This window comes from Gordonia sp. B8661-1 (genome assembly GCF_059427765.1).
Genome location: NZ_JCAHRL010000001.1, coordinates 458,949 through 485,934, shown reverse-complemented (window position 1 = coordinate 485,934; position 26,986 = coordinate 458,949). Strand labels below are relative to the sequence as shown.

At 68.2% G+C, this 26,986-nt stretch carries 25 protein-coding genes; 21 read left to right on the top strand and 4 right to left on the bottom strand.

The genetic code is table 11. The features are described 5' to 3' along the window. The first annotated feature begins 37 nt into the window (after window positions 1–37). The 14 genes from AC4JJG_RS02270 (at window position 38) to AC4JJG_RS02205 (ending at window position 15,040) form a co-directional block, all read left to right on the top strand. Complete coding sequence (locus tag AC4JJG_RS02270; RefSeq protein ID WP_495399143.1) at window positions 38–1,297, top strand: hypothetical protein; 1,260 nt, start codon at window positions 38–40, stop codon at window positions 1,295–1,297. 211 nt (window positions 1,298–1,508) lie between these two features. Next, complete coding sequence (locus AC4JJG_RS02265; protein WP_495399144.1) at window positions 1,509–3,017, top strand: cell division protein PerM; 1,509 nt, start codon at window positions 1,509–1,511, stop codon at window positions 3,015–3,017. A 138-nt stretch (window positions 3,018–3,155) separates the two neighbouring features. After that, window positions 3,156–3,737, top strand: a complete 582-nt coding sequence (gene purN, locus AC4JJG_RS02260) for a phosphoribosylglycinamide formyltransferase (protein ID WP_495399622.1) — start codon at window positions 3,156–3,158, stop codon at window positions 3,735–3,737. Then, window positions 3,734–5,311, top strand: a complete 1,578-nt coding sequence (gene purH / locus AC4JJG_RS02255; RefSeq protein WP_495399145.1) for a bifunctional phosphoribosylaminoimidazolecarboxamide formyltransferase/IMP cyclohydrolase — start codon at window positions 3,734–3,736, stop codon at window positions 5,309–5,311. The genes purN and purH overlap by 4 nt, the downstream gene beginning before the upstream one ends. 18 nt (window positions 5,312–5,329) lie before the next feature. After that, entirely contained in the window at window positions 5,330–6,076 is a 747-nt protein-coding gene (locus AC4JJG_RS02250) for a sulfite exporter TauE/SafE family protein (RefSeq protein WP_495399146.1), read from the top strand. 158 nt (window positions 6,077–6,234) lie between these two features. Further along, window positions 6,235–7,011, top strand: a complete 777-nt coding sequence (locus AC4JJG_RS02245; RefSeq protein ID WP_495399623.1) for an ABC transporter permease — start codon at window positions 6,235–6,237, stop codon at window positions 7,009–7,011. A gap of 58 nt (window positions 7,012–7,069) precedes the next feature. Then, a complete protein-coding gene (locus tag AC4JJG_RS02240) occupies window positions 7,070–8,074 on the top strand; it encodes a taurine ABC transporter substrate-binding protein (protein WP_495399624.1) in 1,005 nt (334 codons plus the stop codon). A gap of 46 nt (window positions 8,075–8,120) precedes the next feature. Then, on the top strand, window positions 8,121–8,876 hold the full coding sequence (locus AC4JJG_RS02235) for an ABC transporter ATP-binding protein (protein ID WP_495399625.1): 756 nt from the start codon (window positions 8,121–8,123) through the stop codon (window positions 8,874–8,876). Window positions 8,877–8,944: 68 nt separating this feature from the next. Next, window positions 8,945–9,886, top strand: coding sequence for a TauD/TfdA dioxygenase family protein (locus tag AC4JJG_RS02230; protein ID WP_495399147.1), 942 nt, complete (start codon window positions 8,945–8,947; stop codon window positions 9,884–9,886). A 188-nt stretch (window positions 9,887–10,074) separates the two neighbouring features. Beyond that, window positions 10,075–10,458: an ArsR/SmtB family transcription factor gene (locus AC4JJG_RS02225; protein WP_495399148.1), complete on the top strand. Its 384-nt coding sequence runs from the start codon at window positions 10,075–10,077 to the stop codon at window positions 10,456–10,458. After that, entirely contained in the window at window positions 10,455–10,955 is a 501-nt protein-coding gene (locus AC4JJG_RS02220) for an SRPBCC family protein (RefSeq protein WP_495399149.1), read from the top strand. Before AC4JJG_RS02225 ends, AC4JJG_RS02220 begins: the two co-directional genes overlap by 4 nt. Before the next feature lie 2 nt (window positions 10,956–10,957). Then, window positions 10,958–11,527: a TIGR03086 family metal-binding protein gene (locus AC4JJG_RS02215; protein ID WP_495399626.1), complete on the top strand. Its 570-nt coding sequence runs from the start codon at window positions 10,958–10,960 to the stop codon at window positions 11,525–11,527. Window positions 11,528–11,575: 48 nt separating this feature from the next. Continuing rightward, window positions 11,576–13,024, top strand: a complete 1,449-nt coding sequence (locus AC4JJG_RS02210) for a sigma 54-interacting transcriptional regulator (protein ID WP_495399150.1) — start codon at window positions 11,576–11,578, stop codon at window positions 13,022–13,024. Between the two features lie 21 nt (window positions 13,025–13,045). Beyond that, a complete protein-coding gene (locus AC4JJG_RS02205; protein ID WP_495399151.1) occupies window positions 13,046–15,040 on the top strand; it encodes a vWA domain-containing protein in 1,995 nt (664 codons plus the stop codon). A 36-nt stretch (window positions 15,041–15,076) separates the two neighbouring features. On the opposite strand, the gene AC4JJG_RS02200 is transcribed toward AC4JJG_RS02205, so the two are convergent. Beyond that, the gene (locus AC4JJG_RS02200) at window positions 15,077–15,697 is read right to left on the bottom strand and encodes a hypothetical protein (protein WP_495399152.1); all 621 of its coding nucleotides are present in this window, start codon (window positions 15,695–15,697) and stop codon (window positions 15,077–15,079) included. A gap of 83 nt (window positions 15,698–15,780) precedes the next feature. Between AC4JJG_RS02200 and AC4JJG_RS02195 the strand changes: the two genes are divergently transcribed. Continuing rightward, entirely contained in the window at window positions 15,781–16,419 is a 639-nt protein-coding gene (locus AC4JJG_RS02195) for a DUF1707 SHOCT-like domain-containing protein (protein WP_495399153.1), read from the top strand. Window positions 16,420–16,467: 48 nt separating this feature from the next. Here the strand turns inward: AC4JJG_RS02195 and AC4JJG_RS02190 are convergent, their stop codons facing one another. Then, window positions 16,468–17,412 carry an AEC family transporter gene (locus tag AC4JJG_RS02190; protein WP_495399154.1) on the bottom strand — a complete coding sequence of 315 codons (945 nt, stop codon included), beginning with the start codon at window positions 17,410–17,412 and terminating at the stop codon, window positions 16,468–16,470. Between the two features lie 79 nt (window positions 17,413–17,491). Between AC4JJG_RS02190 and AC4JJG_RS02185 the strand changes: the two genes are divergently transcribed. The 4 genes from AC4JJG_RS02185 (at window position 17,492) to AC4JJG_RS02170 (ending at window position 22,042) form a co-directional block, all read left to right on the top strand. After that, entirely contained in the window at window positions 17,492–18,346 is an 855-nt protein-coding gene (locus AC4JJG_RS02185; RefSeq protein WP_495405736.1) for a DUF4190 domain-containing protein, read from the top strand. A 205-nt stretch (window positions 18,347–18,551) separates the two neighbouring features. Next, window positions 18,552–18,725, top strand: coding sequence for a 50S ribosomal protein L32 (rpmF, locus tag AC4JJG_RS02180; RefSeq protein ID WP_014359175.1), 174 nt, complete (start codon window positions 18,552–18,554; stop codon window positions 18,723–18,725). 308 nt (window positions 18,726–19,033) lie between these two features. Beyond that, on the top strand, window positions 19,034–19,660 hold the full coding sequence (locus AC4JJG_RS02175; protein WP_495399156.1) for a trimeric intracellular cation channel family protein: 627 nt from the start codon (window positions 19,034–19,036) through the stop codon (window positions 19,658–19,660). A 150-nt stretch (window positions 19,661–19,810) separates the two neighbouring features. Further along, a complete protein-coding gene (locus AC4JJG_RS02170; RefSeq protein ID WP_495399157.1) occupies window positions 19,811–22,042 on the top strand; it encodes a CocE/NonD family hydrolase in 2,232 nt (743 codons plus the stop codon). Window positions 22,043–22,143: 101 nt separating this feature from the next. Here the strand turns inward: AC4JJG_RS02170 and AC4JJG_RS02165 are convergent, their stop codons facing one another. After that, window positions 22,144–23,670, bottom strand: coding sequence for an HNH endonuclease signature motif containing protein (locus AC4JJG_RS02165; RefSeq protein WP_495399158.1), 1,527 nt, complete (start codon window positions 23,668–23,670; stop codon window positions 22,144–22,146). A gap of 113 nt (window positions 23,671–23,783) precedes the next feature. Beyond that, on the bottom strand, window positions 23,784–24,557 hold the full coding sequence (locus tag AC4JJG_RS02160) for an SDR family oxidoreductase (protein ID WP_495399159.1): 774 nt from the start codon (window positions 24,555–24,557) through the stop codon (window positions 23,784–23,786). 160 nt (window positions 24,558–24,717) lie between these two features. Here AC4JJG_RS02160 and AC4JJG_RS02155 point away from each other — a divergent pair, with 160 nt between their 5' ends. Continuing rightward, window positions 24,718–25,404 (top strand): response regulator transcription factor, encoded by a 687-nt coding sequence (locus AC4JJG_RS02155; protein WP_495399160.1) that lies wholly within the window; start codon window positions 24,718–24,720, stop codon window positions 25,402–25,404. A 124-nt stretch (window positions 25,405–25,528) separates the two neighbouring features. Continuing rightward, a complete protein-coding gene (locus tag AC4JJG_RS02150; protein WP_495399627.1) occupies window positions 25,529–26,938 on the top strand; it encodes a HAMP domain-containing sensor histidine kinase in 1,410 nt (469 codons plus the stop codon). The last annotated feature ends 48 nt before the right edge of the window (window positions 26,939–26,986 follow it).

The following is a 26,986-nucleotide window of genomic DNA, read 5'->3' as shown; positions in this document are numbered from 1 at the left end:
CACCGCGGGGACGTAACGAACTGAGCAGGAGATTCCAATGACTTACCAGCCGGGATCATCCGGATACGGCCAGCAGCCCGAGGCGGGGCAGGGCTATGGCCAGCAAGGCTATGGCCAGGGCTACGGTCAGGCCGGTCAGCAGGGCTACGGTCAGCAGGGCTATGGCCAGCAGGGGTATGGCCAGGCCGGTCAGCAGGGCTACGGCCAGCAGGGCTACGGACAGGCCGGACAGCAGGGCTACGGCCAGGCCGGCCAGCAGGGCTACGGACAACAGGGCTACGGCCAGGCCGGTCAGCAGGGCTACGGACAACAGGGCTACGGCCAGCAGCAGGGTTATGCGCAGCAGGGACAGTACGGCGCCTACACCCCGCCGAAACCGCCGAGCCAGGGACTGCCGGCGAACATCGGCCAGATCCTCGCGTACGCGCTCGCCGCGTTGCTCTTCATCACCGCGATCGTCGGCTTCTGGCGCTCCGGCGCGTACGTCTGGCTCGGGGTGTTCATCGGCATCCTTGCGCTGCTGTGGACTCTGCCGAAGCTCACCCACAAGGTCATCGTCCCGGTGGTGGCGGCGGCGACCCTCGCGGCGACCGTCGAACACCTCTATTCGGTGATCAAGATCAGCACAGCCGATCCGCTCGCCGGACTCGACGTCCCGCCGGGCGTCGTGGTTACGGAGGGGCCGTCGGTGGGCGCATCCGGCTGGATTCAGCTGGCGCTGCTCCTCATCGCGAGCGGTGTCGCCATCTTCTGGCTGCTCACCGTGCTCGGACAGGTGAAGGTCGCCCCGTCGGCCGACACCCCGGCCACCGTGGCCACCGAGGACGAGACGGCCGCGGTCACGCCGCAGGTCCAGCAGCAGGTGGCGGGATACGACACCACGCAGCAGCAGGCGCAGGGACAGGGTCACGCCGCCGGTTACTCCAGCGCGGGTGCGACGCAGAGCTTCGGTGCGAGCGGTACCACGCAGTCCGCCTACGACCCGTCGGCCTACGGCCAGGCGCAGCAGTCGGTGCCGACCTATCAGCAGTCGGCACCCACCTATCAGGCCGATTCCTCGCAGTCGTCCACCTCGCAGTCGTCCACCTCGCAGTCGTCGGCTTCCGCTCCGTCGGCACCGACCTACGGTGCGTCGTTCGGTGGGGCGTCGGCCTCGGACGCGAGTCCGTCCGTGTCCTACGCCTCGGAGGCGTCGGCAGGTACGTACTCGTCCGAGGGTGCGGCCGCGGCGTCGGAATCCGAGGCGAACAACGCCACCACGGTGTTCCAGAAGCCGGAGCAGTCCGGCGGTCAGTGACCGCCTGATCCCACACAGAATTCACCTGAGCGGGGCGTCGACCGGATAATCCGGTCGACGCCCCGCTCACGTGTCATCCGTGTGGGGATCCGTGGATGCCGCCCGTTCCGCGCGTGCGGCGGGCTGCGACACATGCGACGCAAGTCGCTTTCTGGGGTTCGTGCGGCGCGTCTGCCGGATGAGGAGAAGCTGGCGTGATTGGCTCAGGAGGATGCCATCGCCAACTGCCGAGAATCTCGCGTCGCGTCTGCGCCAGGTGCGGCAATCGAGTCGTGCCCAGCGCGCGACGGTCGACGCGTCGGCACGCGAACTCATCGTGGTGGCATTCGGTGTGCCGCTGCTCGCACTGCTGGTCATCCTTGCCGTCGTGGTCGCGGTCCTGCTGCTGGCCGGCGGGGGATTCGGCGGTTTCGGCGCCACCCTTGGCGCCGCCTGGCTGGGCGTCCACCAGGTGCCGGTGACCATCAGCGGTGTCACCATCGGCGTGCTGCCGCTGCTTCCCACACTCCTGATCGCCTGCGCCACCGCGCGGATGGCCGCCGGGGCCAGCGGACCCGAACGTCCGCGGTCGGAGCTGCTCGCCGTCTTCTTCTCCGCCATCGGCGGCCCGATGCTGGTCACTGCGCTCTCGCTGGCGGTCGTGATGGACGGTTCGTCGGTGTCGCAGATTCAGAGCCCGATGGCGCTCGCCGCGTTCGGCTACACGCTGGGCATTCACGCGGCCGCCGCCGCGGGCGGCATCCTCTGGCGGCGCCGCGACGAACTGGGCGGCAGGCTCACCGTCACGCCGGCCGACCGGCGGGGGATGCGGCTGGGGCTCGCCGCGGCGGTGGCGCTGCTGACCGTCGGTGCCGTCCTGGTGCTTCTCCGGTTGCTGCTGCGCTGGCAGGTCGTCGGTGACGTCCTCGGCACCGGTAACGACTTCGACGGCTATCTCGGACTCACCGCGCTCTCGGTGCTGTACCTGCCGAATGTGATCGTCGGCGCGACCAGTGTGGTGCTGGGCGCGGACGCCCATGTGGGTGCCACCTCGGTGAATCTCACCGAGGTGCAGGCGGGACCGTTCCCTCCGTTGCCGATCCTCGGTGTGCTGCCCGAATCCGGGGCCGGGGTGTGGGGATACGCCGGGCTTCTGGTGCCGCTGGCCATCGCACTCGTCGTGGCGCTGCGGTGCCGCAACGTCGATCCGCTGGTGAACATCCGTTCCGTGGGAGTCGCGGGTGCGGTCGCCGCGTCGATCATGGTGATCCTGTCGCTGCTCTCCGGCGGCGCTCTCGGTGAGTTCGGTGCCGTGGGCGTCACCGTGCCGACCGTCGGGGTGTTCACGCTCGGCTGGATCGTGGTCGTCGGCCTCGTCGTCGCACTGATCTACGGCAGTCTGCCGTCCACACGTGCGGCACGGGACGCCGCCTACACCGACGGATACGACGACTACGACCTCTACGACGACGACGGCTACGAGGACGACTACGTCACCGACGAGTACGACGACGGGTACTACGACGCCGAGTACGACGAGTACGACGACGACACCGAGTACGACGACGACACCGAGTACGCCGACGCCGAGTACGACGACGAGTACGAGTGGGACGAGGTCGACGACGAGTCGGAGACCGATGCCGACGCCGACGACACCCACGCCGACGACACCAACCGCGACGACGCGTGGGAGGACGAGGAGTCGGACACCGACAGCCTGGCCGGACGCCGGAACTGACGGCGCCGGACACCCGACGACCCGCCCACCGGCACGTAACCGCTGCCCACTAGGCTTTCGGGTGTGAACGCCGCCCCGTCCGAGCACCATGCATCGACGGTCGGCGCACCCCCGGAGACTCCCGTCCCGGTGGTCGTGATGGCGTCGGGGACCGGATCGTTGCTCGACGCACTCCTCGAACGGACGACCGTGCCGCAGCCGCCCTTCCGGGTCGTCGCCATCGTCGTCGACCGGGACTGCCGGGCCGCCGAGACCGCGCGAGCACGCGACATCCCGCTCATCGACTGCCGTCTCGGCGACCATCCCGACCGCGCCGCATGGGATGCCGCGCTCACCGAACAGGTGGCCTCGGTCGCACCGGACTGGATCGTCACCGCCGGATTCATGAAAATCCTTGGTCCGGTTTTTCTTTCCCGGTTCTCCGGCCGCATCGTGAACTCGCATCCGGCACTGCTGCCCGCTTTCCCGGGCGCCCACGGTGTCGCCGACGCCCTGGCGCACGGCGTCAAGGTCACCGGTACCACCGTCCATCTCGTCGACGACGGGGTGGACACCGGGCCGATCCTCGCTCAGGAACCGGTGCAGGTGCTTGCCGACGACACCGAGGCGTCGTTGCACGAACGAATCAAGCAGGTCGAGCGCACGTTGCTCGCCGACGTGGTGACCGCACTGGTCACCAAAGGTGTACAGATCGACGGACGAAAGGCCGACATCCCGTGAACGCACAGAGCCCCTCCGCCGGCGACCGCAGGCAGATCCGACGCGCGCTGGTCAGCGTGTACGACAAGGCGGGTCTTGCCGACCTGGCCACCGCACTGCACGGTGCCGGGGTCGAACTGGTGTCCACCGGGTCGACCGCGAAGAACATTGCCGCGGCGGGTGTTCCGGTGACCGAGGTGTCGGAGGTGACCGGCTTCCCCGAGTGCCTCGACGGGCGGGTGAAGACCCTGCACCCGAAGGTGCACGCGGGCATCCTCGCCGACTCCCGCAAGCCCGACCATCTCGAGCAGCTCGACGAATTGGGCGTCGCCGCATTCGATCTCGTCGTCGTGAATCTGTATCCGTTCACCGAGACCGTGGCGTCCGGTGCCGCACCCGACGAGTGTGTGGAGCAGATCGACATCGGTGGTCCCTCCATGGTGCGCGGTGCCGCGAAGAACCATCCGACGGTCGCGGTCGTCGTCGATCCCTCCGACTACTCCGCGATCACCGATGCACTCGGCGAGGGCGGTTTCACCCTCGCCCAGCGCCAGGCCCTGGCCGCCAAGGCATTCCGGCACACCGCGGACTACGACGTCGCCGTCGCGTCGTGGATGTCGTCGGTGGTTGCGCCGTCCGCCGAGTCGGAGATCTTCCCGGATTGGCTGGGCGCCACCTGGAATCGTTCGTCGATCCTGCGCTACGGCGAGAACCCGCATCAGGCGGCGGCGCTGTACGTGGATCAGTCCGGGGGTGGTCTCGCCTCCGCCGAGCAGTTGCACGGCAAGGAGATGAGCTACAACAACTACACCGACGCCGACGCCGCCTGGCGCAGCGCCCACGACTTCGACGAGCCGGCCGTCGCGATCATCAAGCACGCCAACCCCTGTGGCATCGCGGTGGGCGCCGACATCGCCGAGGCACACCGCAAGGCGCACGCCTGCGATCCGGTCAGCGCCTACGGCGGCGTCATCGCCGCGAACCGGGAGGTCACCGTCGAGATGGCCGAACAGGTCGCCGAGATCTTCACCGAGGTCATCATCGCCCCCGGATTCGCCGACGGCGCACTGTCGGTCCTCACCCGCAAGAAGAACATCCGCATCCTCACCGCGCCCGCCCCGCAGCGTGGCGGCGCCGAGATGCGGCCGATCTCCGGCGGCGTACTGCTGCAGCAGCGCGACATCCTCGACGCCGACGGCGACGATCCCGCGAACTGGACCCTGGCCGCCGGTGAGCCCGCCGATGCCCAGACGCTCAAGGATCTGGAATTCGCTTGGCGCGCCTGCCGTTCGGTGAAGTCGAACGCGATCCTGCTGGCGAAGGACGGTGCCTCGGTCGGTGTCGGCATGGGGCAGGTCAACCGTGTCGACTCCTGTCACCTCGCGGTCAATCGCGCGGGCGACCGGGCGAAGGGGAGTGTCGCGGCCTCCGACGCGTTCTTCCCGTTCCCGGACGGACCGCAGGTCCTGATCGCCGGTGGTGTGCGCGCCATCGTGCAGCCGGGCGGCTCCATCCGCGACAACGAGGTCATCGAAGCGGCCACGGATGCGGGTGTGACGCTGTATCTCACGGGTGCGCGGCACTTCGCGCACTGATCGACCGCTGAATTCGTCGTGGACATCGCCGACTTCGGCCTCCTGATTCTGGCCGGATTCGGGGCCGGGCTGATCGGGTACATCACCGGTATGGCGTCGGTGGTGAGTTATCCGGCGCTGCTGGCCGTCGGTCTGCCGCCGGTCACCGCCAACATGACCAACACCGTCGCGATGGTGGCGGTCGGCGTGGGCAGCACCACCCGGTCGGGCCGCGTCCTGCTCGACGGCAATCGCAGGCACCTGATCGCCGGGGTGATCGCGGCTCTGATCGGTGGCGGGATCGGCGCCGTCGCATTGCGCCTGGGCTCACCCGAATCCTTCGAGGTGATCGTCCCCGGACTGGTCGCGATCGCCGCGCTGGCCCTGCTGGCGCAACCGTATCTGCGGAAGCTGGCCGCCGCCGAGCACACCGATCGCCCCGTCGCGTGGCTGGCCGGGGTGCTGGTCATCTCCGTCTACGGCGGATATTTCGGGGCCGGCGCCGGAATCATGTACCTGGCACTGACTTTGGTGGTCACCAGTGAGCAGGTCTGGCGGGCCACTCTCTCGAAATCGGTGTACCTGGGTGTGGCCAATGCCGTTGCGGCCGTGGTCTTCATGATCGTCGGTTCCGTCGACTGGTGGGCCGCCCTCGCCATGGCGATCGGCTGCCTCGGGGGCGGCTGGTGCGGTCCGCCCGTGGTGAAACGCATCCCCGCGACCCCCCTTCGGATCGCCGTCGGCATCTGTGGTCTGGGACTGGCGATCTGGCTCGCCGTGCACTGACGCGACTTTCCCTCACGGCGACGGAAAAGATGGTGATCCGTTCGCGCCCGGATTAGACATGCACGGTGAGTGTGTATTCCGGCGTGGAGAGACCCGGACCCGAGGACACCGTCGCCGAGCGACTCGGCGACGAGACCGTACCGAGGTGGCGTTCGGCCCTGACGCTTGTCGGCCTGCCGTTGCTGTCGCTGGCGGTGTTCCTGATCGTCTGGCAACTGGTGGCCGTGAGCGGGATCTGGTCGGAGACCTTCGTGCCCCGCCTGCCGACCGTGTGGCGGGCGTTCGTCGATCTGTCGACCACGCACGACGGTGTGCGTGGCTACGCGGATTATCTTCTGTGGGAACACCTCTACATGACGCTCCGGCGGGTCCTCGCCGGTGTGGTGATCGGCGTGGCGGCCGGTGTGCTCCTCGGCTTGGCGATGGGCACCATCGGATGGCTGCAGCGACTCCTCGAACCGTGGCTCACCTTCCTGCGTGCACTGCCACCGCTGGCCTACTTCTTCCTGCTGGTGATCTGGCTCGGCATCGACGAGGCACCGAAGATCACGCTGCTGGCACTCGCCGCGCTGCCGCCCGCCGCGGTGGCGACCACCGCCGCGGTCCGGGGAGCGCCGGTCGGGCTGATCGAGGCCGCCCGTGCACTCGGTGCGAGCCGGGGCGAGGTGATCCGTGATGTCGTCGTGCCGTCGGCTCTGCCCGAGATCTTCACGGGAATAAGGCTTTCGGTCGGCATCGCGTACTCCTCGGTCGTCGCGGCAGAACTGTTCAACGGCCTCCCCGGCATCGGTGGCGTGGTCAAGGACGCCAGCAACTACAACAACACACCGGTCGTCCTCGTCGGCATCGCCGCCATCGGAATCTCCGGACTCATCATCGACGGAATCCTCCGTGCGATCGAAAGGCGCGTCATCCCGTGGCGCGGAAAGGTATGAGCAACACATGAATTCCACACGATTCCGAATCCGGTCCGGCGTGGCCGCCTTCGTGGCGATGGTGAGCACACTGGCCGTGGTGCTCGCCGGTTGCTCGGTCGAGAACTCCGGCGACGGCGACAAGCCGACGATCCGCCTTGCCTACCAGAACTTTCCGAGCGGGGACCTGATCGTCAAGAACAATCGCTGGCTGGAGGACGCGCTGCCCGAATACCAGATCAAGTGGACGAAATTCGATTCCGGAGCCGACGTCAACACCGCCTTCGTCGCGAAGCAGGTGGACTTCGGCGCCCTCGGATCCAGTCCCGTCGCGCGCGGATTGTCGGCGCCACTGAACATCGCGTATCAGGTGGCGTTCGTCCTCGACGTGGCCGGTGACAACGAAGCCCTGGTGGCGCGCAACGGAACCGGGATCAACACGGTCGCCGATCTGCGCGGCAAGCGGGTGGCGACGGCCTTCGCGTCCACCGCGCACTACAGCCTGCTCGCGGCCCTGTCGCAGGCGGGTCTGCGTGCCTCCGACGTCGATCTGATCGATCTCCAGCCGCAGGCCTCCCTGGCCGCCTGGCAGCGAGGCGATGTCGACGCCGTCTACACCTGGCTGCCGACGCTCGACGAACTGCGCGCAACCGGCAAGACACTCATCGCGAGTCGCCAGCTGGCCACCGCGGGCAAGCCGACCCTCGACCTCGGCGTCGTGGCCACCGACTTCGCGAAGCAGCACCCGGATGCGGTGGATGCCTGGCGCACAGTGCAGGCGCGTGCCCTTCGCCTGATCGCCGACGACCCGAAGGCGGCATCGGAAGCGGTGGCCGCGCAGATCGGCAGCAGCCCGCAGGAAGCGGCCGACCAGTTGCGGCAGGGCACCTTCCTGACCGTCGACCAGCTGACCTCACCGGAATGGCTCGGCACGGAGGGCAAGCCGGGGAATGTCGCACGGAATCTCCACAGCGCCGCCGAATTCCTGGTGCAGCAGAACCAGATTCCGGCTGCGCCGGACCTGGCCGTGTTCCAGAACGCCATCTACACGCGAGGACTGCCCGGTGCCATCGCCGCTCAGTGACACCGAGGAACGTGCCGTCGGTGCCACACCGCGGCCGGCCGCCGCGGTGAACCTGCGGGGCGTGACCCGGTCCTACGGAACCGGTGCGCGGGCGGTCACCGCAGTCGGCCCGGTGGATCTCGACATCGCGCCCGGTGAGTTCGTCGTCCTCGTCGGTGCGTCGGGCTGCGGCAAATCGACGCTGCTCCGCCTCATCGCCGGATTCGAGCAGCCGTCGGCGGGCGACCTCGAGGTCGCGGGAGCCCTACCGGTGCCGGGCGTCAGCGCCGGGGTGGTGTTCCAGCAGCCGAGGCTCTTCCCGTGGCGCACGGTCGGCGGGAACGTGGACCTCGCACTGAAGTACGCGGATGTGCCACGCGGGGAGCGGGCAGCACGCCGGGACGCGCTGCTCGACCGGGTCGGACTCGACGGCATCGCGGACAGGCGCATCTGGGAGATCTCCGGCGGACAGCAGCAGCGGGTCGCGATCGCCCGGGCCCTCGCGGCGGACACCTCGCTGCTCCTGCTCGACGAACCGTTCGCCGCTCTCGACGCCCTGACTCGGGAACGGCTGCAGGAGGATCTGCGGTCGGTGAGCGCCGACCTGGGGCGCACCAACGTGTTCGTCACCCACTCGGCGGAGGAGGCCGCGTTCCTGGGAACCCGCATCATTGTGCTGAGTCGCGGTCCGGGCCGGATCGTCCTCGACATCCCGTCGTCGCTGCCGCGCACCGGCATAGATCCGACGGAGCTGCGGGAGTCACCGGAGTTCGCCGCGCTGCGCGCCGAGATCGGTGCCGCGGTCAAACAGGCCGCGAGCTGATGCGCCGACTTTCGATCGCCGTGCGATAAACCGTGGTTCGGCTCCGTCGGCGCCGGTAGACAGACGGAATGACCGTCACCACGCACTCACCCGTCGCCACCGGCACCGTCGCCGAGAGGGACATACATCCTGCTCGCCTCGCTCCCAGCGCAGGTGTGGAATTCGACGTCGACGAGTTCGGCCCGAACTTCGGAGCGGAGATCCGCGGTGTGGACATCGCCTCCGCCACCGACGATCAGATCGTCGCCATCCGGCAGGCATTGGTGACGTACAAGGTGATCGTGTTCCGCGATCAGGAACTCGACGATCCCGGGCACGTCGAGTTCGGGCGTCGCCTGGGCGATCTGACCGCGGGACACCCGGTGTGGGATTCGGGGGACGTGCCGGCGGAGATGTACGCACTCGACAGTGCGGACAACGGGTTCGCCGACGTGTGGCACACCGACGTGACCTTCATGGAGCGCCCGCCCCTCGGCTCGATCCTGCGGCCGATCGCGTTGCCGCGCAACGGCGGAGACACCAACTGGGCCGACGCCGAGCTGGCCTACCAGTCCTTGTCCGAGCCGGTTCGTCGCCTCGCCGACGAACTCGTCGCGGTGCACGACGGCAACCGGGAGTTCGGCTACTACCTCGCGCAGCGTCGCGGTGGTCGTGGAAACCAGTGGGACGGAAAGGAAGTCACCCAGCTCGTGCCGGTGCGGCATCCGGTGGTCCGTGTGCACCCGGAGACGGGGCGTCGGGCACTGTTCGTGAATCCGGGCTTCACCTCGCATATCGAGGGTGTCTCGGAGGCCGAGAGCCGCAGCCTGCTGGACCTGTTCTACGCGCATCTCACCAAGCCCGAACACATCGTCCGGCATCGGTGGCGTCTCGGTGATGTGGTCATGTGGGACAACCGGAATACTCTGCACTACGCCAACCGCGACTACGACCGTGGCGAACACGCCGCCCGCCGCGTCATGCACCGCATCACGCTGCGTGGCGACATTCCCGTCGGCGTCACGGGGTAGTCCGGCAGGCGCAGACCGTCACAAAAAGTTCACCTCACAGCACCGCCGACCGGATTATCCGGTCGGCGGTGCTGTCACGTGAAGAATTTGTGGGAGCCCGGTCCGCGAATCTTTATTCAACCAATGGGTTGACAACGGCGACCATCAGGGTGCACGCTCGTATTCAACCAAACGGTTGAGGAGTGACGGTGGCAGACGAATTGTCCAAGGTGTTCGCGGCGCTGGCGGACCCGACGCGACGGGATATGGTCGCGCGGCTCGCGGTGGCCGATTCGACGGTCGGTGAGCTGGCGAAGCCCTACGACGTGAGCATCCAGGCGGTGTCCAAACATCTGAAGGTGCTGGAGGACGCCGGTCTCGTCACCCGCGGCCGGGAGGCCCAGACCCGCCCGGTTCATCTGGAAGCAGAGGTGTTCGACCTCATGACGAAGTGGATCGAGCGATACCGCCGTCAGGCGGAGGACCGCTATCAGCGCCTCGACGCGCTGCTGGAGGAGATGAACGACGGCCCCGCCGCCGAGCGCGGGGACGGCGATACACCGAAGAAGCGACCGAAAGGAAAGGCATCATGAGCACAGTGCAGAACCGGTATGCGGAGGCCGTCATCGAAGCCGACAAGGAGGTGCCGATCATCCGGATCACCCGCGACTTCCGCGGCACGCCTGCGCAATTGCTGAAGGCGCACATCGATCCCGACCTGTACGTCCGCTGGGTGGGACCGGACGCGACGTCCACCCGGATCGTCGAGTGGGATGCGCGCGACGGCGGCAGCTGGCGTTACGTGTCCGCGCATGAAGGCCAGGACTACGGATTCCGTGGGTGCTTCCACACCGTGTCCGAGGACCGCATCGTGCAGACCTTCACCTTCGAGGAGATGCCCGACGCGGTGTCGCTGGAGACCCTGCGCTTCGAAGACCTCGGCGACGGGACCACGCGGCTGCACGCGGAGTCGTTGTGCGACAGCTTCGAGGCCCGCGACGGCTGGCTCGCCTCCGGCATGGAGGTGGGCGTCAACGAGGGATACGCCAAGCTCGACGGTCTGCTCGCGTCGGATGAGGTCGCCCGGTGAGCATGTCACTGTCCGGGGCCGCGCCCGGCGAGCGTCATCGGCTCGTCGCGGCGCGGTTCGCCGAAGTCGTTGATTCCGTGACGGATTGGGATGCGCCGACGCCGGTCGACGACTGGGTGGCGCGCGACGTGGTGGCGCATCTCGTCGGCTGGTTCCCGGACTTCCTCGCCGCCGGTGGTGTGATCCTGCCGGCCGGGCCCGACGTCGCCGACGATCCGTCTGCTGCCTGGCGCGCGCAGACCGGGGCGGTACAGGCGCTGCTCGACGGTTCGCCGGCGGAGGAGATGTTCCGGCATCCCATGGCCGGCGAACATCGGCTCGCCGACGCGATCGACCGGTTCTATACCGCCGATGTCTACATGCACACCTGGGATCTGGCGACGGCGATCGGAGCCGATCCCCGCCTCGACGACGGCTTCGCCGCCACGATGCTCGACGGCATGGCGGGCATCGAGGATCTGCTGCGCGGCTCGGGCCAGTACGGGCCTGCGGTGCCGGTACCCGACGACGCCTCGCCGGTCGACCGGCTCATCGGCTTCATCGGCCGCGACCCGGCCTGGCGAGCCCCCTGACCCCGGGGTGGATCGAGTGGCGGCAGGGTCGTGGGGGCGCGGAGTAGCGTGGATGGGGTGTCAGACGAGAACGTCACCGCATCCGGTTCCCAGACCACCGAATCACGCCCGCCGAGCGCTCGTACGCTGGGTGAACTGCGGGCCAGTGGGCATGTCCAGCGCAGCATCCGCGACGAGATCCGCAACAACCTGCTGACCGCGTTGCGCGAGGGCCGCGATCCCTGGACGGGCATCGTGGGCTTCGAGGCCACGGTCGTCCCACAGCTCGAACGTGCACTCATCGCCGGCCACGACGTGGTGATGCTCGGCGAGCGTGGTCAGGGCAAGACCCGCATCCTGCGCACCCTGGCCGGGCTGCTCGACGAGTGGACCCCCGTCATCGCGGGTTCCGAGCTCGGCGAACACCCGTACGAGCCGATCACCCCGGGCTCGATCCGTAAGGCCGCCAACCTTCTCGACGATCTGCCGATCGAATGGCGGCATCGTTCGGAGCGGTACAGCGAGAAGCTGGCCACCCCGGACACCTCGGTGGGCGACCTCGTCGGCGACATCGATCCGATGAAGGTCGCCGAGGGCCGCAGCCTGGGTGACCCGGAGACCATCCACTTCGGCCTCATCCCGCGGGCGCACCGCGGCATCATCGCCATCAACGAGCTGCCCGACCTCGCCGAACGCATCCAGGTCGCGATGCTGAACGTGATGGAGGAGCGCGACATCCAGGTGCGAGGGTATTCGCTGCGCCTGCCGCTCGACGTGCTCGTGATGGCGTCGGCCAACCCCGAGGACTACACCAACCGCGGCCGCATCATCACCCCGCTCAAGGATCGGTTCGGTGCGGAGATCCGCACGCACTACCCGCTCGAACTCGACGACGAGGTGTCGGTCATCGAGCAGGAGGCCGACCTCACCGCGACGGTGCCGACCGTCATCACCGAGATACTGGCGCGGTTCACCCGCTACGCCCGCGATCACCCGTCGATCGACCAGAGATCCGGTGTGTCCGCGCGGTTCTCGATCGCGGGCGCCGAGACCGTCGCGGCCGCGGCCCTGCATCGCGCGACCGTCACGGGCGAGGAGATCGCGGTGGCCCGGGTCGTCGACCTGGAGTCGGTGATCGAGGTGCTGCGCGGCAAGATCGAGTTCGAGTCCGGTGAGGAGGGCCGGGAACTTGAGATCCTCGAACATCTGCTCCGGAAGTCGGTGGCCGACACGGTGCGTGCGCATCTGGGCGGTATCGACATGGCGCCTCTGGTGTCGGCGCTGGAGTCGGGGGAGCCGGTGGTGACCGGTGATCGGGTCACGGCCACCGATCTGCTCGCCGCGGTGCACGAGCATCCCGGTACCGACGATGTCGTCGACGAGATCGCGCAACGGCTCGACGCGGACTCCGACGGTGAACGCGCGAGCGCCCTCGAACTCGCCCTGGAAGGACTGTTCCTGGCGCGGCGGATCGGGAAGGAGGCCGACGACGAGGGGCAAACCGTCTACGGTGGCTGACCGACGAAAGACCTGAGACCCATGGTGCACAAGAGTTTTCACCGTTCCCGCTATCAGCGGTACGACGGCGGCCCGGATCCGTTGGCGCCGCCGGTGGATCTGCGGGATGCCTTGCGCGACATCGGCGACGACGTGATGGCCGGTGCCTCGCCCGAGCGTGCGCTGCGGGAGTTCCTGCGGCGCGGCACGAATGACATGCGGGGTCTCGACAAACTGCGTGAGCAGATCAACCGGCGCCGTCAGGAGTTGTTGCGGCAGCGCAATCTGGACGGCACATTCGGTGAGATCCGCGAATTGCTCGACCGTGCGGTGCTCGAGGAACGCAAGCAGCTGGCGCGTGATCTGGACGACGACGCACGATTCGCGGAGATGCAGATCGGCAACCTGCCGGCCTCCACGGCGCAGGCCGTCGAGGAACTGTCGGAGTACGACTGGCGGAGCCCGCAGGCCCGCGCCGACTACGAGCAGATCAAGGATCTGCTGGGCCGGGAACTGCTCGATCAGCGGTTCGCCGGCATGAAGGAGGCCCTCGAGGGCGCGAGCGACGAGGACCGGCAGCGTATCTCGGAGATGCTCACCGATCTCAATGAGCTTCTCGCGGCCCATAATCGGGGCGAGGACACCACCGACCGCTTCGAGCAGTTCATGGACAAGCACGGTGAGTACTTCCCGGAGAATCCGCGTACCACCGAAGAACTCATCGATTCGCTGGCCCAGCGGGCGGCCGCCGCACAGCAGTTCTACAACTCGCTGACCCCCGAGCAGCGCGCCGAACTCGATCAGCTGGCGCAGCAGGCCTTCGGATCACCGGAGCTGATGAGTCAGCTGGCGCAGATGGATGCACAGTTGCGGGATGCCCGGCCGGGGCTGAACTGGGATGACGCGCAGTCGTTCTCGGGCGATCAGCCGATGGGACTGGGCGCGGGTGCTGCCGCACTGCGCGACATCTCCGAGCTGGAGGCGCTGAGTGAGCAACTGTCCCAGCAGTATGCGGGTGCCCAGATGGAGGACATCGATCTCGACGCACTCGCACGGCAGCTCGGGGACGAGGCGGCGGTGGACGCCCGCAGGCTCGCCGAACTGGAGAAGGCGTTATCCGAGCAGGGATTCTTCGACCGCACCGCCGACGGTCAATTCCGGTTGAGCCCCAAGGCCATGCGGCAGCTGGGGCAATCGATCTTCTCCGACATCGCCGAACAGCTGTCCGGTCGCGGTGATCGCCAGACCCGGCGGCCCGGTGTGCTCGGCGAGCCGACCGGCGCGTCACGGGAGTGGGCCTTCGGCGACACCGACCCCTGGGATGTGACGCGTACGGTGTCGAATGCCGTGCTGCGCACCGCATCCGAGCAGCCGGGGCCGACCGGCGCAGGCGAGCTGGCCCGCGACGGGGTCCGGATAGACGTGCGCGACGTGGAGATCACCGAGACCGAGGCCCGGACACAGGCCGCGGTGGTGCTGCTCGTCGACACGTCGTTCTCCATGGAGATGGAGGGCCGGTGGACCCCGATGAAGCGGACCGCCATCGCACTCAATCACCTCATCTCGACCCGATTCCGCAGCGACGAACTGCATCTCATCGCCTTCGGCCGCTACGCGCGCTCGATCGACATCGCCGAACTCACCGGCCTGCAGCCGCGTATGGAGCAGGGCACCAACCTGCATCACGCACTGCTGCTGGCCCAGCGTCATCTGCGCCGCTTCCCGAATGCGCAGCCGGTGGTGCTGATCGTGACCGACGGCGAGCCGACCGCACACCTCGACCCGTCGGGGGAGCCGTTCTTCTTCTATCCGCCGCACCCGCAGACGATCGCGCTCACGGTCCGTGAACTCGACCATGTGTCCCGGCTCGGTGCGCAGGTCACGTTCTTCCGGCTCGGGGACGATCCGGGGCTGGCGAATTTCATGGATCAGATCGCCCGCCGGATCGGTGGACGTGTGGTGGCGCCGGATATCGACGGGCTCGGCGCGGCCGTCGTCGGCGACTATCTGCGGTCCCGCCGCGGACGCCGCCGCTGATCCGGCAGTGACTGCCGGACAAGCGTTTCCGTCGAATCAGCGGTCCGGCCGCGGATCGTCGGCCGGTGGTGCGGGCGGCCCCGGATACGGCGTTGGCGGATACGGCGGTGGCGGATACGCCCCGTAAGCGGGTGGTGCGGGTGTGGCGGCGCGGCGCCTGCCGACGATCCGCAGGATGATGCCGACGACGACGAGCAGCACACCGAGGATCCCGCCGAAGACGGCGAGCAGGATGCCGCCCACACCGCTGAGGATGCCGGACACCGACAAGGGTGGCGCACCCACCACTCCCGGTGCGTCGCACGTGATCCGGTAGATGCCCGACTCGGCGAACGTGTACGAGGCGAAGGACGTGATGGTGCTGTGGTTGCGAGTGAAGGTGCTGGTGGTCGACGGGCCGGAACGGGTGGGCGCAGGCCCGGACACGGTGCAGGCCGGCAGGGTGTCGGCCGGATGATCCTGGGTGCCGGCGACATACAGCTGCAGTGATTCGCCGTCGTCGAACTGACGGGAGACTCCGGTCCCGACGTCGAAGGCCTCGGACGTGACGTCCGCGACGCGGCTGAAGCCCACGAATGCCATGATGCCCCCGCCCACGAGCGAGAGCACCAGGACGACTGCGCCGACCACGATCAGCCATTTGCTCAATCGCACCATGGCTGCATCGTCCCACATCAGGTGTACGGATCGTCGTCGTTTGCGGGGTGGTCGCCGGCAGGGGCGGTCGCTAGGCTTTGGGGGTGACCACTCCCGACGACCTCCCGGCCCCTGACGATCGTCGAGCACACCTGCGGGCGGCGGACGCCGACCGTGAACTCGTGCACCAGATCCTCGCCGCCGCGATGTCCAACGGTGCGCTGACTCCCGTCGAATATCAGGATCGCGCGGGAAAAGCCGTGGTGGCGAAGACCTTCGGGGAACTCGACGATCTCACTGACGACCTTCCGGTCGCACAGTTGGGGATCGGGGTTCCGCCCACCGCCGACCCCGGCGCCACGCGCGTCATGCCCACGTCGGGACTGCGCCCGGTTCGCCACGGCTTCGCCTTGATGTCCGGCTACGAGATCGGTGGCCGCGTCGCGGTGAGCGACACCATCACGGCGACGGCCATCATGGGCGGGGTCGAGATCGATCTCCGCGAGGTCGAGTTCACCGCGCCCGTACTCACCATCCGTTGCACGGCGATCATGGGTGGCATCGACATCACGGTCCCGCCCGATGTCGGGGTCGAGTCGAACGGCCTCGCCATCATGGGCGGTTTCGGTGGTTCGGGCGTCGGCCGCGGTAGTCCCGGCGCCCCCACGGTCCGGGTCGTCGGCCTCGCTCTCATGGGCGGCGTCGACATCCACCGACGACCCCGCAGACTCCCGGAGTCGTAGCGATTCCACGCCGACGGACGCGTGTGTCACCGCCACGGGATCATCGGGTCAGGTCAGGAGTGCGGCGGTGAGGGTGATGGCGGGGATGGACAGGATCGTGGTGAGCAGCGCGGTGTCGCGGGCCATGATCTGCCCGCGGCCGTAACGCGTGGCGTAGACGAGGACGTTCTGAGCGGTGGGCAGGCTCGCGATGACGACCTGCGCGAACAGCCCCTGGCCGGTTTCGCCGAATCCCCAGCGCGCGATCACGAAGACCAGCAGCGGCATCGCGGCCATCTTGAGGACGGTGGCGAGCACGATCTGTCGTCGCGGACTCTCGCCCTTCCGGAAGACGGCGGCGCCGGTCAGCGAGATGCCGAAGGCCAGCAGCGCACTCGGGACCGAGGCGTCGCCGAGCATCTTCATCGGTTCCAGCACCGCATCCGGCGGATGCCATCCGATCAGCGAGATCAGGAGCCCGGCGAGTCCGCCGAGCAGGATCGGATTGGTGAGCGGTGTGACGACGACATCGCGCACGGTGGATGGTCGGGGTGCGTCCGGGTCGTCGGTGCGGGTCGTCAGGTCGAGTGCGATCAGCGCCATCGGCGAATAGATGAGGATCTGGAACAACAGCAGCGGCGCGACGAAGGATGCGTCGTGCAGGACGAAGATCGCGATCGGCAGACCCAGGTTGACGCTGTTGACGTACGACGACGCCAGCGCGCCCAGGACGAGTTCGGGTACCGCGAGCCGCAACCAGAGGCGGGCGATCACCACATACAGGGCGCCGATGATCAGTGCGCTGCCCCCGGCGATCACCAGGGTGCGCGAGAAGATCACCGATAGATCGGAGGTGACCAGCGAATGGAACAGGAGGGCCGGCGTGCACACGAAGAACACGAGCCGCGAGAGCACCTCGTGCGCCCGGTCGCCGAGCAGGTGGGTGCGGCCGAGGAGGTAGCCGATGCCCACCACGATGAAGATGACCGTGAAGCCCGACACCACTCCTGACACCGGTCGAGTGTATTCACTAGTGTGAATGGCACTTCCGCCGCATGCGGCGGGCGCGAGACACGAGCTGGGAGGCGATGTCGTGACGTATCCGTCCGATCCGGGGGACGCACCGAACTCACGTGACGACGGCGGTGCGGACGCGACGCCCGCGCAGCCGTCCGACGGCGCGGATGCCGCCGGGGACGCCGGCACCGCCGGGAATGAGCCGATGCCCGGCTCCACCGACCCGACGACCCACATCGATCTGCCGGGCTCGGGCGGGGCGGCCTCGCCGCAGGATGCGGGACCCGGCACCGGGTACGACGGATGGTCGTCGATTCCGGAAACGGATCAACCCTCGACGACCCCGTATCCGGAGGCTCCGCACGGCACGCCGACGACCCAGTACCCGTCCTACGGTCAGGGCCAGGCGCCCGACGCCTACGGCAACCCGCAGGCCTCGTACGGACAGGCTCCCTACGGCCAGGCGTCGTACGGTCAGGCTCCCTACGGTCAGAGTTCTTACGGACAGAGTTCCTACGGTCAGTATCAGTTCGGTCAGGATCCGTCGGGACAGTCGGCCCAGGCCGCGTACGGGCAGCCGGCCTACGGTCAGTCGCCGTACGCCCAGTCGCCGTACGGTCAGTCACCGTACGGTCAGCCCGGATACGGATACGGATATGCGGCACCGACCAACTCCGGCGGCGCGATCGCCTCGTTGGTCCTGGGGATCTGTGCAGCACCCGCGTTCGCCTTCTGCTTCTTCGCGGCCCCCGTGTTCTCGGTGGTCGCCATCGTCCTGGGCTTTTTCGCGCGGCGCGAGATCGCGAACTCGGGAGGCATGAAGCGCGGCGACGGGATGGCGCTCGCCGGCATCATCCTCGGTGTCCTCGGCCTCGTGGTGTGCGTACTGTTCGTGGCCCTCTTCGGTGTCGCCATCTGGGCGGATTCGTAACCGGCCACCCGTGTGGGTCCGGCCGGTCGCACACCGTTTTGGTGCTGGGCGGTTCCACCGGTAGTCTGGTGTGGTTGTGTGCCACGCCCGGCGGCCGTGTCCAGCGCGGTTGTGTAGTCGGCCGGCACGCAGATCAGTGGGACGCCCGGCGTCGTGCGCCGGACCCACGAACACGACTTTGTACTGGTAGGAGAAGGGCTCAACCATGGCTGTACCGAAGCGCCGGATGTCGCGGGCCAATACCCGCAGCCGCCGTTCGCAGTGGAAGGCGGACAACCCCGCACTGCAAGAGGTGAAGGTGAACGGTGTCGCACAGCGCATCCCCCGTCGCCTGGTGAAGGCCGCTCAGGCCGGCATCATCGACCTGGATCGCCGCTGAGCGACCCTCGTCGCCCCTGACCGCGGTCGGGGCGTCCATGACGTGTCGAGGACCGTCCCGGGATTTCCCGGGGCGGTCCTTGGCGTTGGGTGGGGTCTCGATACGTGGCGGGCTCGCTGCGCTCGCGCGCCACTACTCGACCGGCGACCCATCCGTCCGCGTGCCCGCCCGCTGATCGGTCGTGCCGCCGCCCTGTCCGCCGCTGATCGGTCGTGGCGGCGCCCTGCCTGCCCTGTCCGCTGATCGAGTAGGCCCCGAGCGGAGCGAGGCGCCGTATCGAGATCACCGCGGGATGACACCATGGTCGGGTGCTGCTCGACATCCTCAACGACGTGGGTATCGCGGTCTTCGCCGCGTCCGGTGCGCTGCTCGGCGTACGCAAGAATTTCGATCTGTGGGGCATCATCGTCGTCGGCGTGCTGACCGGTGTCGGCGGCGGCATCCTGCGTGACGTCCTTCTCGGCATCACGCCGCCGTCCTCCGTGCAGGACTGGAAACCGATCGCGGTGGCCGCCGCGGCCAGTTTCGTCGTCTTTCTCTTCCATCCGGCCTTCGACCAACTGCGGCGCAGTGTGCTGATCCTCGACGCCATCGGCATGGGGCTGTTCGCGGCCAGCGGCGCGGGTATCGCGATCGACGTCGATGCCAGTCCGTTCGCCGCCACGCTGGTCGGTTTGCTCACCGCGATCGGCGGCGGCATCCTGCGCGATGTCCTCGCCAACGAGATCCCGCTGTTGCTGCAGCCCTCCGACCTCTACGCGGTGCCCGCGTTGCTGGGTGCTACGGTCGTCGCCGTCGGCGGCACGTATGGCACGATCCCGTCGTGGATCTGGCTCGTCGTCGGTGCGGTGGTGGCCACCGGACTTCGCCTGGCCGGTCTGGCGTTCGGGTGGCGGCTGCCCACCGCGCCGCAGCGGAGGCACCCCAACGGGTGACAGCCGTTCGGACCAACCTGCACCCGATTTCGCTGCGGTGCGCTGCGCCGTCCGCATAGTTCGTCGTAAGGTCGGGCGGTGGGGTATGCCTGGGGTGGGCCCGGTGCTCACGGATCACCGAGATCGATTGCCGCACTGACGATCGTCGCGGTGATCACGGCGACCTGGGTACTGGTCGCCAGCCCCGCCGAGGCCGTGTCCGGCGCCGGTCACGGGCGGGGGAGTGTCACGCAGGCCTATCTCGTCGACGGTCCGCCGGGCGCCGGTGTGGTGCTGCGCGACGGTACGGGCCGGATCGCCGGACGTGGCCGGGTCGACCGGCTGGGGTCCTTCCTGGTGCGTGAACTCCCGCCCGGTCCCGGATATCACTTCGAGGTGAATGGCTTGCGGGGCAACGGGTTTGCCGTTCTGGACGGCGAGAAGCCACCACCACCGTCCGCCTACCGTCAGCCGTTGCGGCCCGGTATGAACTACATCCGCATGCGCGACGGTGTGAGCCTCGCCGCGATGGTGCGACTCCCGCCGGGGAAGACCATGGCCGACGGTCCGTTCCCGACGGTCGTCGAGTACTCCGGCTACCAGACGGCGGCGCCCGGCGAGTTCGTACCCGGTGCGGTGTCCGCTGTGGCCCGGCGTCCCGACCTGCTCGCACCGTCGAGCGGTGTCATTCTCGGTTCCTTTGTGGCGCCCCTCGCCGGTTTCGCCAGCGTCAGCGTGCAGATGCGTGGAAGTGGTTGTTCGGGTGGGGCTTTCGATCTGTTCGACTATCCGACGACCTACGACGGCTACGACATCGTGGAGACGGTGGGCAGACAGTCGTGGGTGGCCCATCACCGGGTCGGCATGGTGGGGGCGTCGTTCTCGGCGATCTCGCAGATCTTCGTCGCCGGTACGCGCCCGCCGCACCTGGCCGCCATCGCCCCGCTGAGCCTCACCGACGACCTGTATTCCACCGGCTTTCCGGGCGGCATCTTCAACGCCGGGTTCGCGCATTCGTGGTTGCGGGAGCGGCAGGACGACGCCGCTCCCGCCCCGGGCGGTGGTCAGCCCGTCGCCCGTGAGCTGATCCGGCGCGGCGACCGCGTCTGCGCCCGCAATCAGCGGTTGCGGCTGCAGACGCAGGACGCCGTTGCGATGATGGCGGCGCTGCGTACCCGTGACCCGCAGTTGCTGGAGCACCGGTCGCCGTCCCACTGGGCGCCGAAGATCACGGTTCCGGTGTTTCTCGGCGGTGCGTTGCAGGACGAACAGACCGGACCGCAGTGGACCCGCGTCATCGACCGCCTGCGCGGCAATCGGGATGTCTGGGTGAAGGCCGTCAACGGCGGCCACTTCGACGGACTCGGCCCGCAGATCGCCGGCCCCTGGCATGAGTTCCTCAACATCTTTGTGGCGCAGCGTGTTCCGCCCGTCAGTCCGGCCCTGACCGCGGCATTCTCGGCGATCTACCTGAACAGCACCCGATCACCGGGGCTGCCGGTGGTCACCGCCCGGCATCCGGCTGCGCCGACACTCGCGGCGGCCCGCGCTGTCTTCGCCCGCGATCCGCGCGTCGAGGTCCTGTTCGGGTCGGGGACCGACCCGCGGGTGCCGTTGCCGGGCACCATATCGGCCCGCTGGTCGGCCGGCTTCGGATCGTGGCCGCCCGCGTCGGTGGGTTCCGGGACACGGCTCGCACTCGACGCCGGTGGACGGCTCGGTGGCGCGCCGGGTGTGCCGTCGACGGTCTCCTTCCGTCCCGACCCGGCGGTGCGTCCGGGCGGCACCCTCGACATCGTGGGCGCATCCCAGCTGCCGTGGCGGCCGATGCCACCGTATCGGTGGGCGCCGGTGCCCGGTCGCAGCGGCGTCGGATTCCTCGGCGCACCACGACAATCCGACGCGGTCGCGGTCGGTCCGGCGAGCCTCGACCTCCGGCTCGGATCGTCGGCGAGCGACACGGATCTGCAGGCGACGATCACCGAGGTCCGTCCCGACGGCCGCGAGACGTATGTGACGTCGGGATACCTCCGCGCGTCGATGCGCGACGTGAATTCGTCGGCGACACCGCTGTTTCCGGCGCGTGACTGGACCGCGCGGCGTCCCCTCGAACCGGGATTGCAGACGGTGCGGATCGCGCTCGATCCCATCGCCCATCCGTTCCGGAGAGGATCACGCATCCGGGTGATCATCACCGCGCCCGGCGGCGACCGGCCGCTGTGGCGTTTCGACACCCCGCGCACCGGCGGCCGCGTCGTCGACACCATCGCTCTCGGACGCGGCGGATCGTCGCTGGTGCTGCCGATCGTCCCGGGCATGCGTGCCCCGGCGCCGCTCGGTGCGTGCGACGGACTGCGCGGACAACCGTGCCGGCGGTATCAGCCCGCGTTCAACGGCGGCTGAGCGGAACGTGCTCGGAGTCAGCCTTCCAGCCGCAGCCGGTCGGCGCGGGCTCTCCCCGGTTGCGGGTGAGGAGCCGCCGTCCGCTAGGGAATCCGATGCTCTCATGATCCGGGCTCGCGGATCTCGATGCGCCGAATGTCCCAGCCGGCGGCGAGAATGCGTTGTCGCCGTAGCTCGTCCAGGTCGACGATGGTCGGTGGTTGCGCCGTCTCTGGTGGCTGTCGGCGTCGTGTCAGGAGTTCGTCGACGAGGTGGATGTGGTTGGTTCGCGGTGTGTCGGGCGGAACTCCCGTGGTGTTGCGTAGCCAGCCGTAGCGTCCTCGGTCGGGCCCGGTGCGGATTTTGATGGTCGATAACTGCCCAGTCTTCGGGCCGACCAATCGATTGTGCGGCGGGCACGCGGGTGCCATGGTCTTGGCGTCGGTGGTCCCGCCGTCGGTCCAATCCTGTTCGGCGTGATGCATTTCGGTGTGCGAGAACGGTCGCGGACAGCCCGGCACCGAACATCCGCCGTACTGGACGAAACTCATGAACCTCTGGGCCTGATTCGCCAATCGTTTGGCTCGACCCAGATACAACGGCTCGTTGGTGTGATCGGCGAACACCGCCAAATACATCTGGGATTCGGCCGCCAACTTGATCACATCACCGATGGGTAGATCGGCACCGGTGGTGGTGTGGCCGAGTCCGGCGCGTTCGCGGAGTTCGGATTCGGTGATCTTGATGATCAAGTGCGGCGGCAACCCACGATGGCTCTTGCCGAGAACACCACCATCGAGAGCACACCGCAGTAGCGCCTTGAACGCATCGTGCTGGCGTTCGGCTGCACCGCGTGAATCCCGTTGCGCGGCTTCCTTGAGTCGTTCCGGGTCGGCTTCGCCGACATGTCCGACCGGGGATTGGTCGTCGTCGGGATTGTTCATGCCCGGTGCCGCCCACGCGGCCATCACCACATCGAGCATCGCCCGGGTTTCGGGGTCGAGGTACCCATAGATTTTCGACATCTGTTGCACATCGGGGTCGAGCACCGACAACCGGCGCCGACGTTTCCGATCCCGCTCATCGCTCATGGATCCGTCGGGATCGAGATGGGCGAGTATCCGCGCACCCACTTGCCGGATGCTCTTGGGCGTCAACTCTCGTGCGTACTCAGCAAGCGTCGACTCCGCAGCTTGCCGGTCCTCGACCGACACCGCCGCCGGTAGCTTCTTCAGCACGTCCAGCACTGCCCCGACGTGATCGAGGTTGATGGCGCCTTCGGCCAATGCGGTTGCGGTGTCGGGGCATTCGGGTTCTTTCACCTCGCCCTGCAAGGTGTAGGTGGGCATCAGTGCGCTCATCGCATCCATGCGACGGCGGAAGTCGGTGATGCGTAGGCGCGTAAACATAAAGTCCTGCACCGAACGACAGCCTGCCGACCGATGAGCATCACGATCGGACACGTCCATCACGCGTTGATGCCCGAAGAACGCCATCCGCCGATACAGGCGCTCATGCTGCTCCGCCAGCCCTACGAGTTCGGCTTCCGAACACACCTGCGAGGACCCCGCGGCAATCACATCGAGCAATGACTCCAACTGCGCATACGCCTCAACCAACGATGCTGACGGCTCGACCGATGCGGTCATATGGTTCACCCCCCGATGCCATGACCTGCGAATACCGCCACTATATCGAACAGGTGTTCGATCGTCAAGTGAGGTCGCCACGCCCAGCGGGACCGCCCGCAGCCGGCCCGATTCTAGCTCTGCGCCAGGAACTTGTTGAGTTGCCGGACGACGAAGTTCGGCGCGATCTTGGCGAGGTTGGCCAGCACCGTGGTCTGGGTGCCGACCGAGTACGAGGTGCGGTGCAGGCGAAGGTCGTTGGTGGTGGGATGGACGCTCTCCCAGATCTTTTCGGCCACCTCGTCCGGGGTGATGCGGACGCCGAGGGTGCGGGTGGTCTTGGCGTCGTTGTCGGCCAGGGCGGTCTTGGCCCACAGCGGCCAGATCCCGACGACCCGGATGCCGTGGGGTTCCCATTCGAGTTCGAGTGCCTCGGTCAGGCCGGCGACGTAGAACTTCGACGCGCTGTAGGTCGCGATGTCGGGCTGGCCGTAGATGGCCGAGGCCGATGCGATGTTCACCAGGTGTGCACCGGGGGTGGCGCGCAGGTAGGGGAAGGCGGCCTGGGCGCCGAGGGTGACACCGAGGACGTCGATGTCGATCTGCCGCTTCACGTCGTCGGGGGTGATCTCGTCGAGTGGTCCGGCCACCAGAATGCCCGCGTTGTTGTCGAGGACGTCGAGGGTGCCGCCGGTGTGCGAGGTGAAGTCGGCGAGGGCGTCGGCCCACTGCTTCGGGTCGCGGACGTCGAGTTCGCCGACGATCCAGTCCGGGTGTGCCGCGCGCACGGCGTCGAGGGCGGCCGGGTTCACGTCGTAGCAGCCGATGGTCCAGCCCTCACGTGCGAACCGTTCGGCGGTCGCCAGTCCGATGCCTGCTGCTCCGCCCGAGATGAAGATCGATGACATCGGCTGCTCCTACCCACGAATGGCCGCGACACGGCCGAACCCGACAACGTAACCGCCAGCATATTACTCACCAGTAAGTACGTGCACCCCGGCCTCGGTCATCGAGCGTTTTCGGGCGGGTCTCAGACACGTCTCAGCAGATGGGGATAAGACTGTAGACATGCGCATCCTTGTGGTCGACGACGATCGGGCGGTACGGGAGTCGCTGCGGCGGTCGCTCACGTTCAACGGCTACACCGTCGACATCGCCGCCGACGGGCTCGAAGCCCTGGAGAAGATCGTCGCCGAGCGTCCTGACCTGGTGATTCTCGATGTGATGATGCCGCGCCTGGACGGACTGGAGGTGTGTAGGCGTCTGCGCTCGGCCGGCGACGACCTGCCGATCCTCGTGCTCACCGCGCGCGATTCGGTGTCCGAGCGGGTGTCCGGCCTCGATGCCGGGGCCGACGATTACCTGCCGAAGCCTTTCGCGCTCGAGGAATTGCTCGCGCGGCTGCGCGCATTGCTGCGCCGCGCTGCACCCGACGACGGTGCCGATTCGGAGACGCTGTCCTTCGCCGATCTCACCCTCGATCCGGTGACGCGCGACGTGTCCCGCGGCGAGCGCGCGATCAGCCTGACGCGGACCGAGTTCGCGCTCCTGGAGATGCTGATGGCCAATCCGCGGCGGGTGCTGTCCCGCAGCCGGATTCTGGAGGAGGTGTGGGGCTACGACTTCCCGACCTCCGGCAACGCCCTGGAGGTGTACGTCGGCTACCTGCGGCGTAAGACCGAGGCCGACGGCGAGGAACGGCTCATCCATACCGTGCGCGGTGTGGGGTACGTCCTGCGGGAGACTCCGCCGTGACCGAGGGTGACCGCGGGCGGTGAGCGAGGGGACCGACACCCGCGACCGGCGTACCCCACTGGGGCGCAACGGAATCGGATGGCGCTCGAGGCTTCCGGGACGCAGGCGCGAATATCTCGACGACATGCGGCCGCCGATGCCGCTGACGCGCGCGGTGTCGCTGAAGACCCGCGTGACCGTGCTGTCGGCGACGGTGGTGCTGGTCTCGGTGAGCCTGATGGCCGCGGCCGCCTACTTCGTGGTCTACCGGGCGATGTACAACGAGGTCGACTCCCAACTGGAGAGCCGCGCCGACGGCATGAACCTGCTGGCGCGCAGCGGGGTTCTCAACGAGCGGCCGGAATCCCTGGTGACCGGAACGGTGTTCTCGACGAACATCTCGCTGGCCCTGGTGCGCCCCGACGGCCGCAGCTACCTGATCGGGGCGGTGCCGTTCGAGAAGCCGGAGCAGTCCATCGCGCACGCGGCGGGCACCGGCGTCCAGACCCTGCGGACGGTCAACAACCAGCGGGTGCTGGCCCGCAAACTCGACGACGGCAACACGCTGGTGCTGGCGCAGAGCCTGCTGCACACCGACCGCGTGCTCAAACGCCTGGCCTGGGTGCTGCTGGTGGTCGGCGGGGGCGGCGTGGCGCTGGCCGCACTGGCCGGGACCACCGTCGCCCGGGCGGGGTTGAGACCCGTCGCCCGGCTCACCCGGGCGGCCGAAAGGGTGGCGCGCACACAGGATCTGCGACCCATCCCGGTGACCGGCAACGACGAGCTGGCCCGCCTGACGGAGAGTTTCAACACGATGCTGCGGGCGCTCGAGGAGTCGCGGGATCAGCAGTCCCGGCTGGTCGCCGACGCCGGACACGAGTTGCGGACACCCCTCACCTCGCTGCGCACGAATCTGGAACTGCTCATCGCCGCCGGTGAACCGGGCGCCCCGGAGGTGCCCGCCGCCGACATGATCGAACTCCGCTCGGATGTGATGGCGCAGATCGAGGAACTGTCCACCCTGGTCGGCGATCTGGTGGATCTCGCGCGCGAGGACGCCCCCGAGGTGGTGCACGAGGAGGTCGATCTCGTCGATCTGGTCAACAGTGCGCTGGAACGGGTGCGGCGCAGGCGCGGCGACATCGAGTTCGTGGCCACGCTGACGCCCTGGTACGTCTTCGGTGAGGATCACGGTCTGGCGAGGGCGGTGCTCAACGTGCTCGACAACGCCGCCAAGTGGAGTCCTCCGGGCCGACCGGTGCTGGTGGATCTGCGGCAGGTCGACGCGGGCACGGCGGAACTGACCGTCGCCGACGGTGGGCCGGGCATCCCCGAGGAGGACCGTGACCTGGTCTTCGAGCGCTTCTACCGGGCCACGCAGTCGCGATCGATGCCGGGTTCGGGGCTCGGCCTGGCGATCGTGCGGCAGGTGGTCACGCGCCACGGCGGCACGGTTCGGGCCGAACAGTCGGAGCTCGGCGGTGCGCTCATCCGAATGACATTGCCCGGCAGGGCAACCCCTGAGGAACCTTCGCCGCGCGTCATTCGTCATTAGGACGGGATGACGACGGCGCGGTTTCGGGGCACGCGCCCGGTGGTCGAT

Bases quoted from the DNA above. Each gene is read 5' to 3' on its own strand.
- AC4JJG_RS02215 (WP_495399626.1), top strand. From the start codon at position 10,958: ATGTCACTGTCCGGGGCCGCGCCCGGCGAGCGTCATCGGCTCGTCGCG.
- AC4JJG_RS02150 (WP_495399627.1), top strand. From the start codon at position 25,529: ATGCGGCCGCCGATGCCGCTGACGCGCGCGGTGTCGCTGAAGACCCGC.
- purN (WP_495399622.1), top strand. From the start codon at position 3,156: ATGGCGTCGGGGACCGGATCGTTGCTCGACGCACTCCTCGAACGGACG.
- rpmF (WP_014359175.1), top strand. From the start codon at position 18,552: ATGGCTGTACCGAAGCGCCGGATGTCGCGGGCCAATACCCGCAGCCGC.
- AC4JJG_RS02270 (WP_495399143.1), top strand. From the start codon at position 38: ATGACTTACCAGCCGGGATCATCCGGATACGGCCAGCAGCCCGAGGCG.
- AC4JJG_RS02155 (WP_495399160.1), top strand. From the start codon at position 24,718: ATGCGCATCCTTGTGGTCGACGACGATCGGGCGGTACGGGAGTCGCTG.
- AC4JJG_RS02200 (WP_495399152.1), bottom strand. From the start codon at position 15,697: ATGGTGCGATTGAGCAAATGGCTGATCGTGGTCGGCGCAGTCGTCCTG.
- AC4JJG_RS02160 (WP_495399159.1), bottom strand. From the start codon at position 24,557: ATGTCATCGATCTTCATCTCGGGCGGAGCAGCAGGCATCGGACTGGCG.
- AC4JJG_RS02205 (WP_495399151.1), top strand. From the start codon at position 13,046: ATGGTGCACAAGAGTTTTCACCGTTCCCGCTATCAGCGGTACGACGGC.
- AC4JJG_RS02220 (WP_495399149.1), top strand. From the start codon at position 10,455: ATGAGCACAGTGCAGAACCGGTATGCGGAGGCCGTCATCGAAGCCGAC.
- AC4JJG_RS02240 (WP_495399624.1), top strand. From the start codon at position 7,070: ATGGTGAGCACACTGGCCGTGGTGCTCGCCGGTTGCTCGGTCGAGAAC.
- AC4JJG_RS02165 (WP_495399158.1), bottom strand. From the start codon at position 23,670: ATGACCGCATCGGTCGAGCCGTCAGCATCGTTGGTTGAGGCGTATGCG.
- AC4JJG_RS02265 (WP_495399144.1), top strand. From the start codon at position 1,509: ATGCCATCGCCAACTGCCGAGAATCTCGCGTCGCGTCTGCGCCAGGTG.
- AC4JJG_RS02230 (WP_495399147.1), top strand. From the start codon at position 8,945: ATGACCGTCACCACGCACTCACCCGTCGCCACCGGCACCGTCGCCGAG.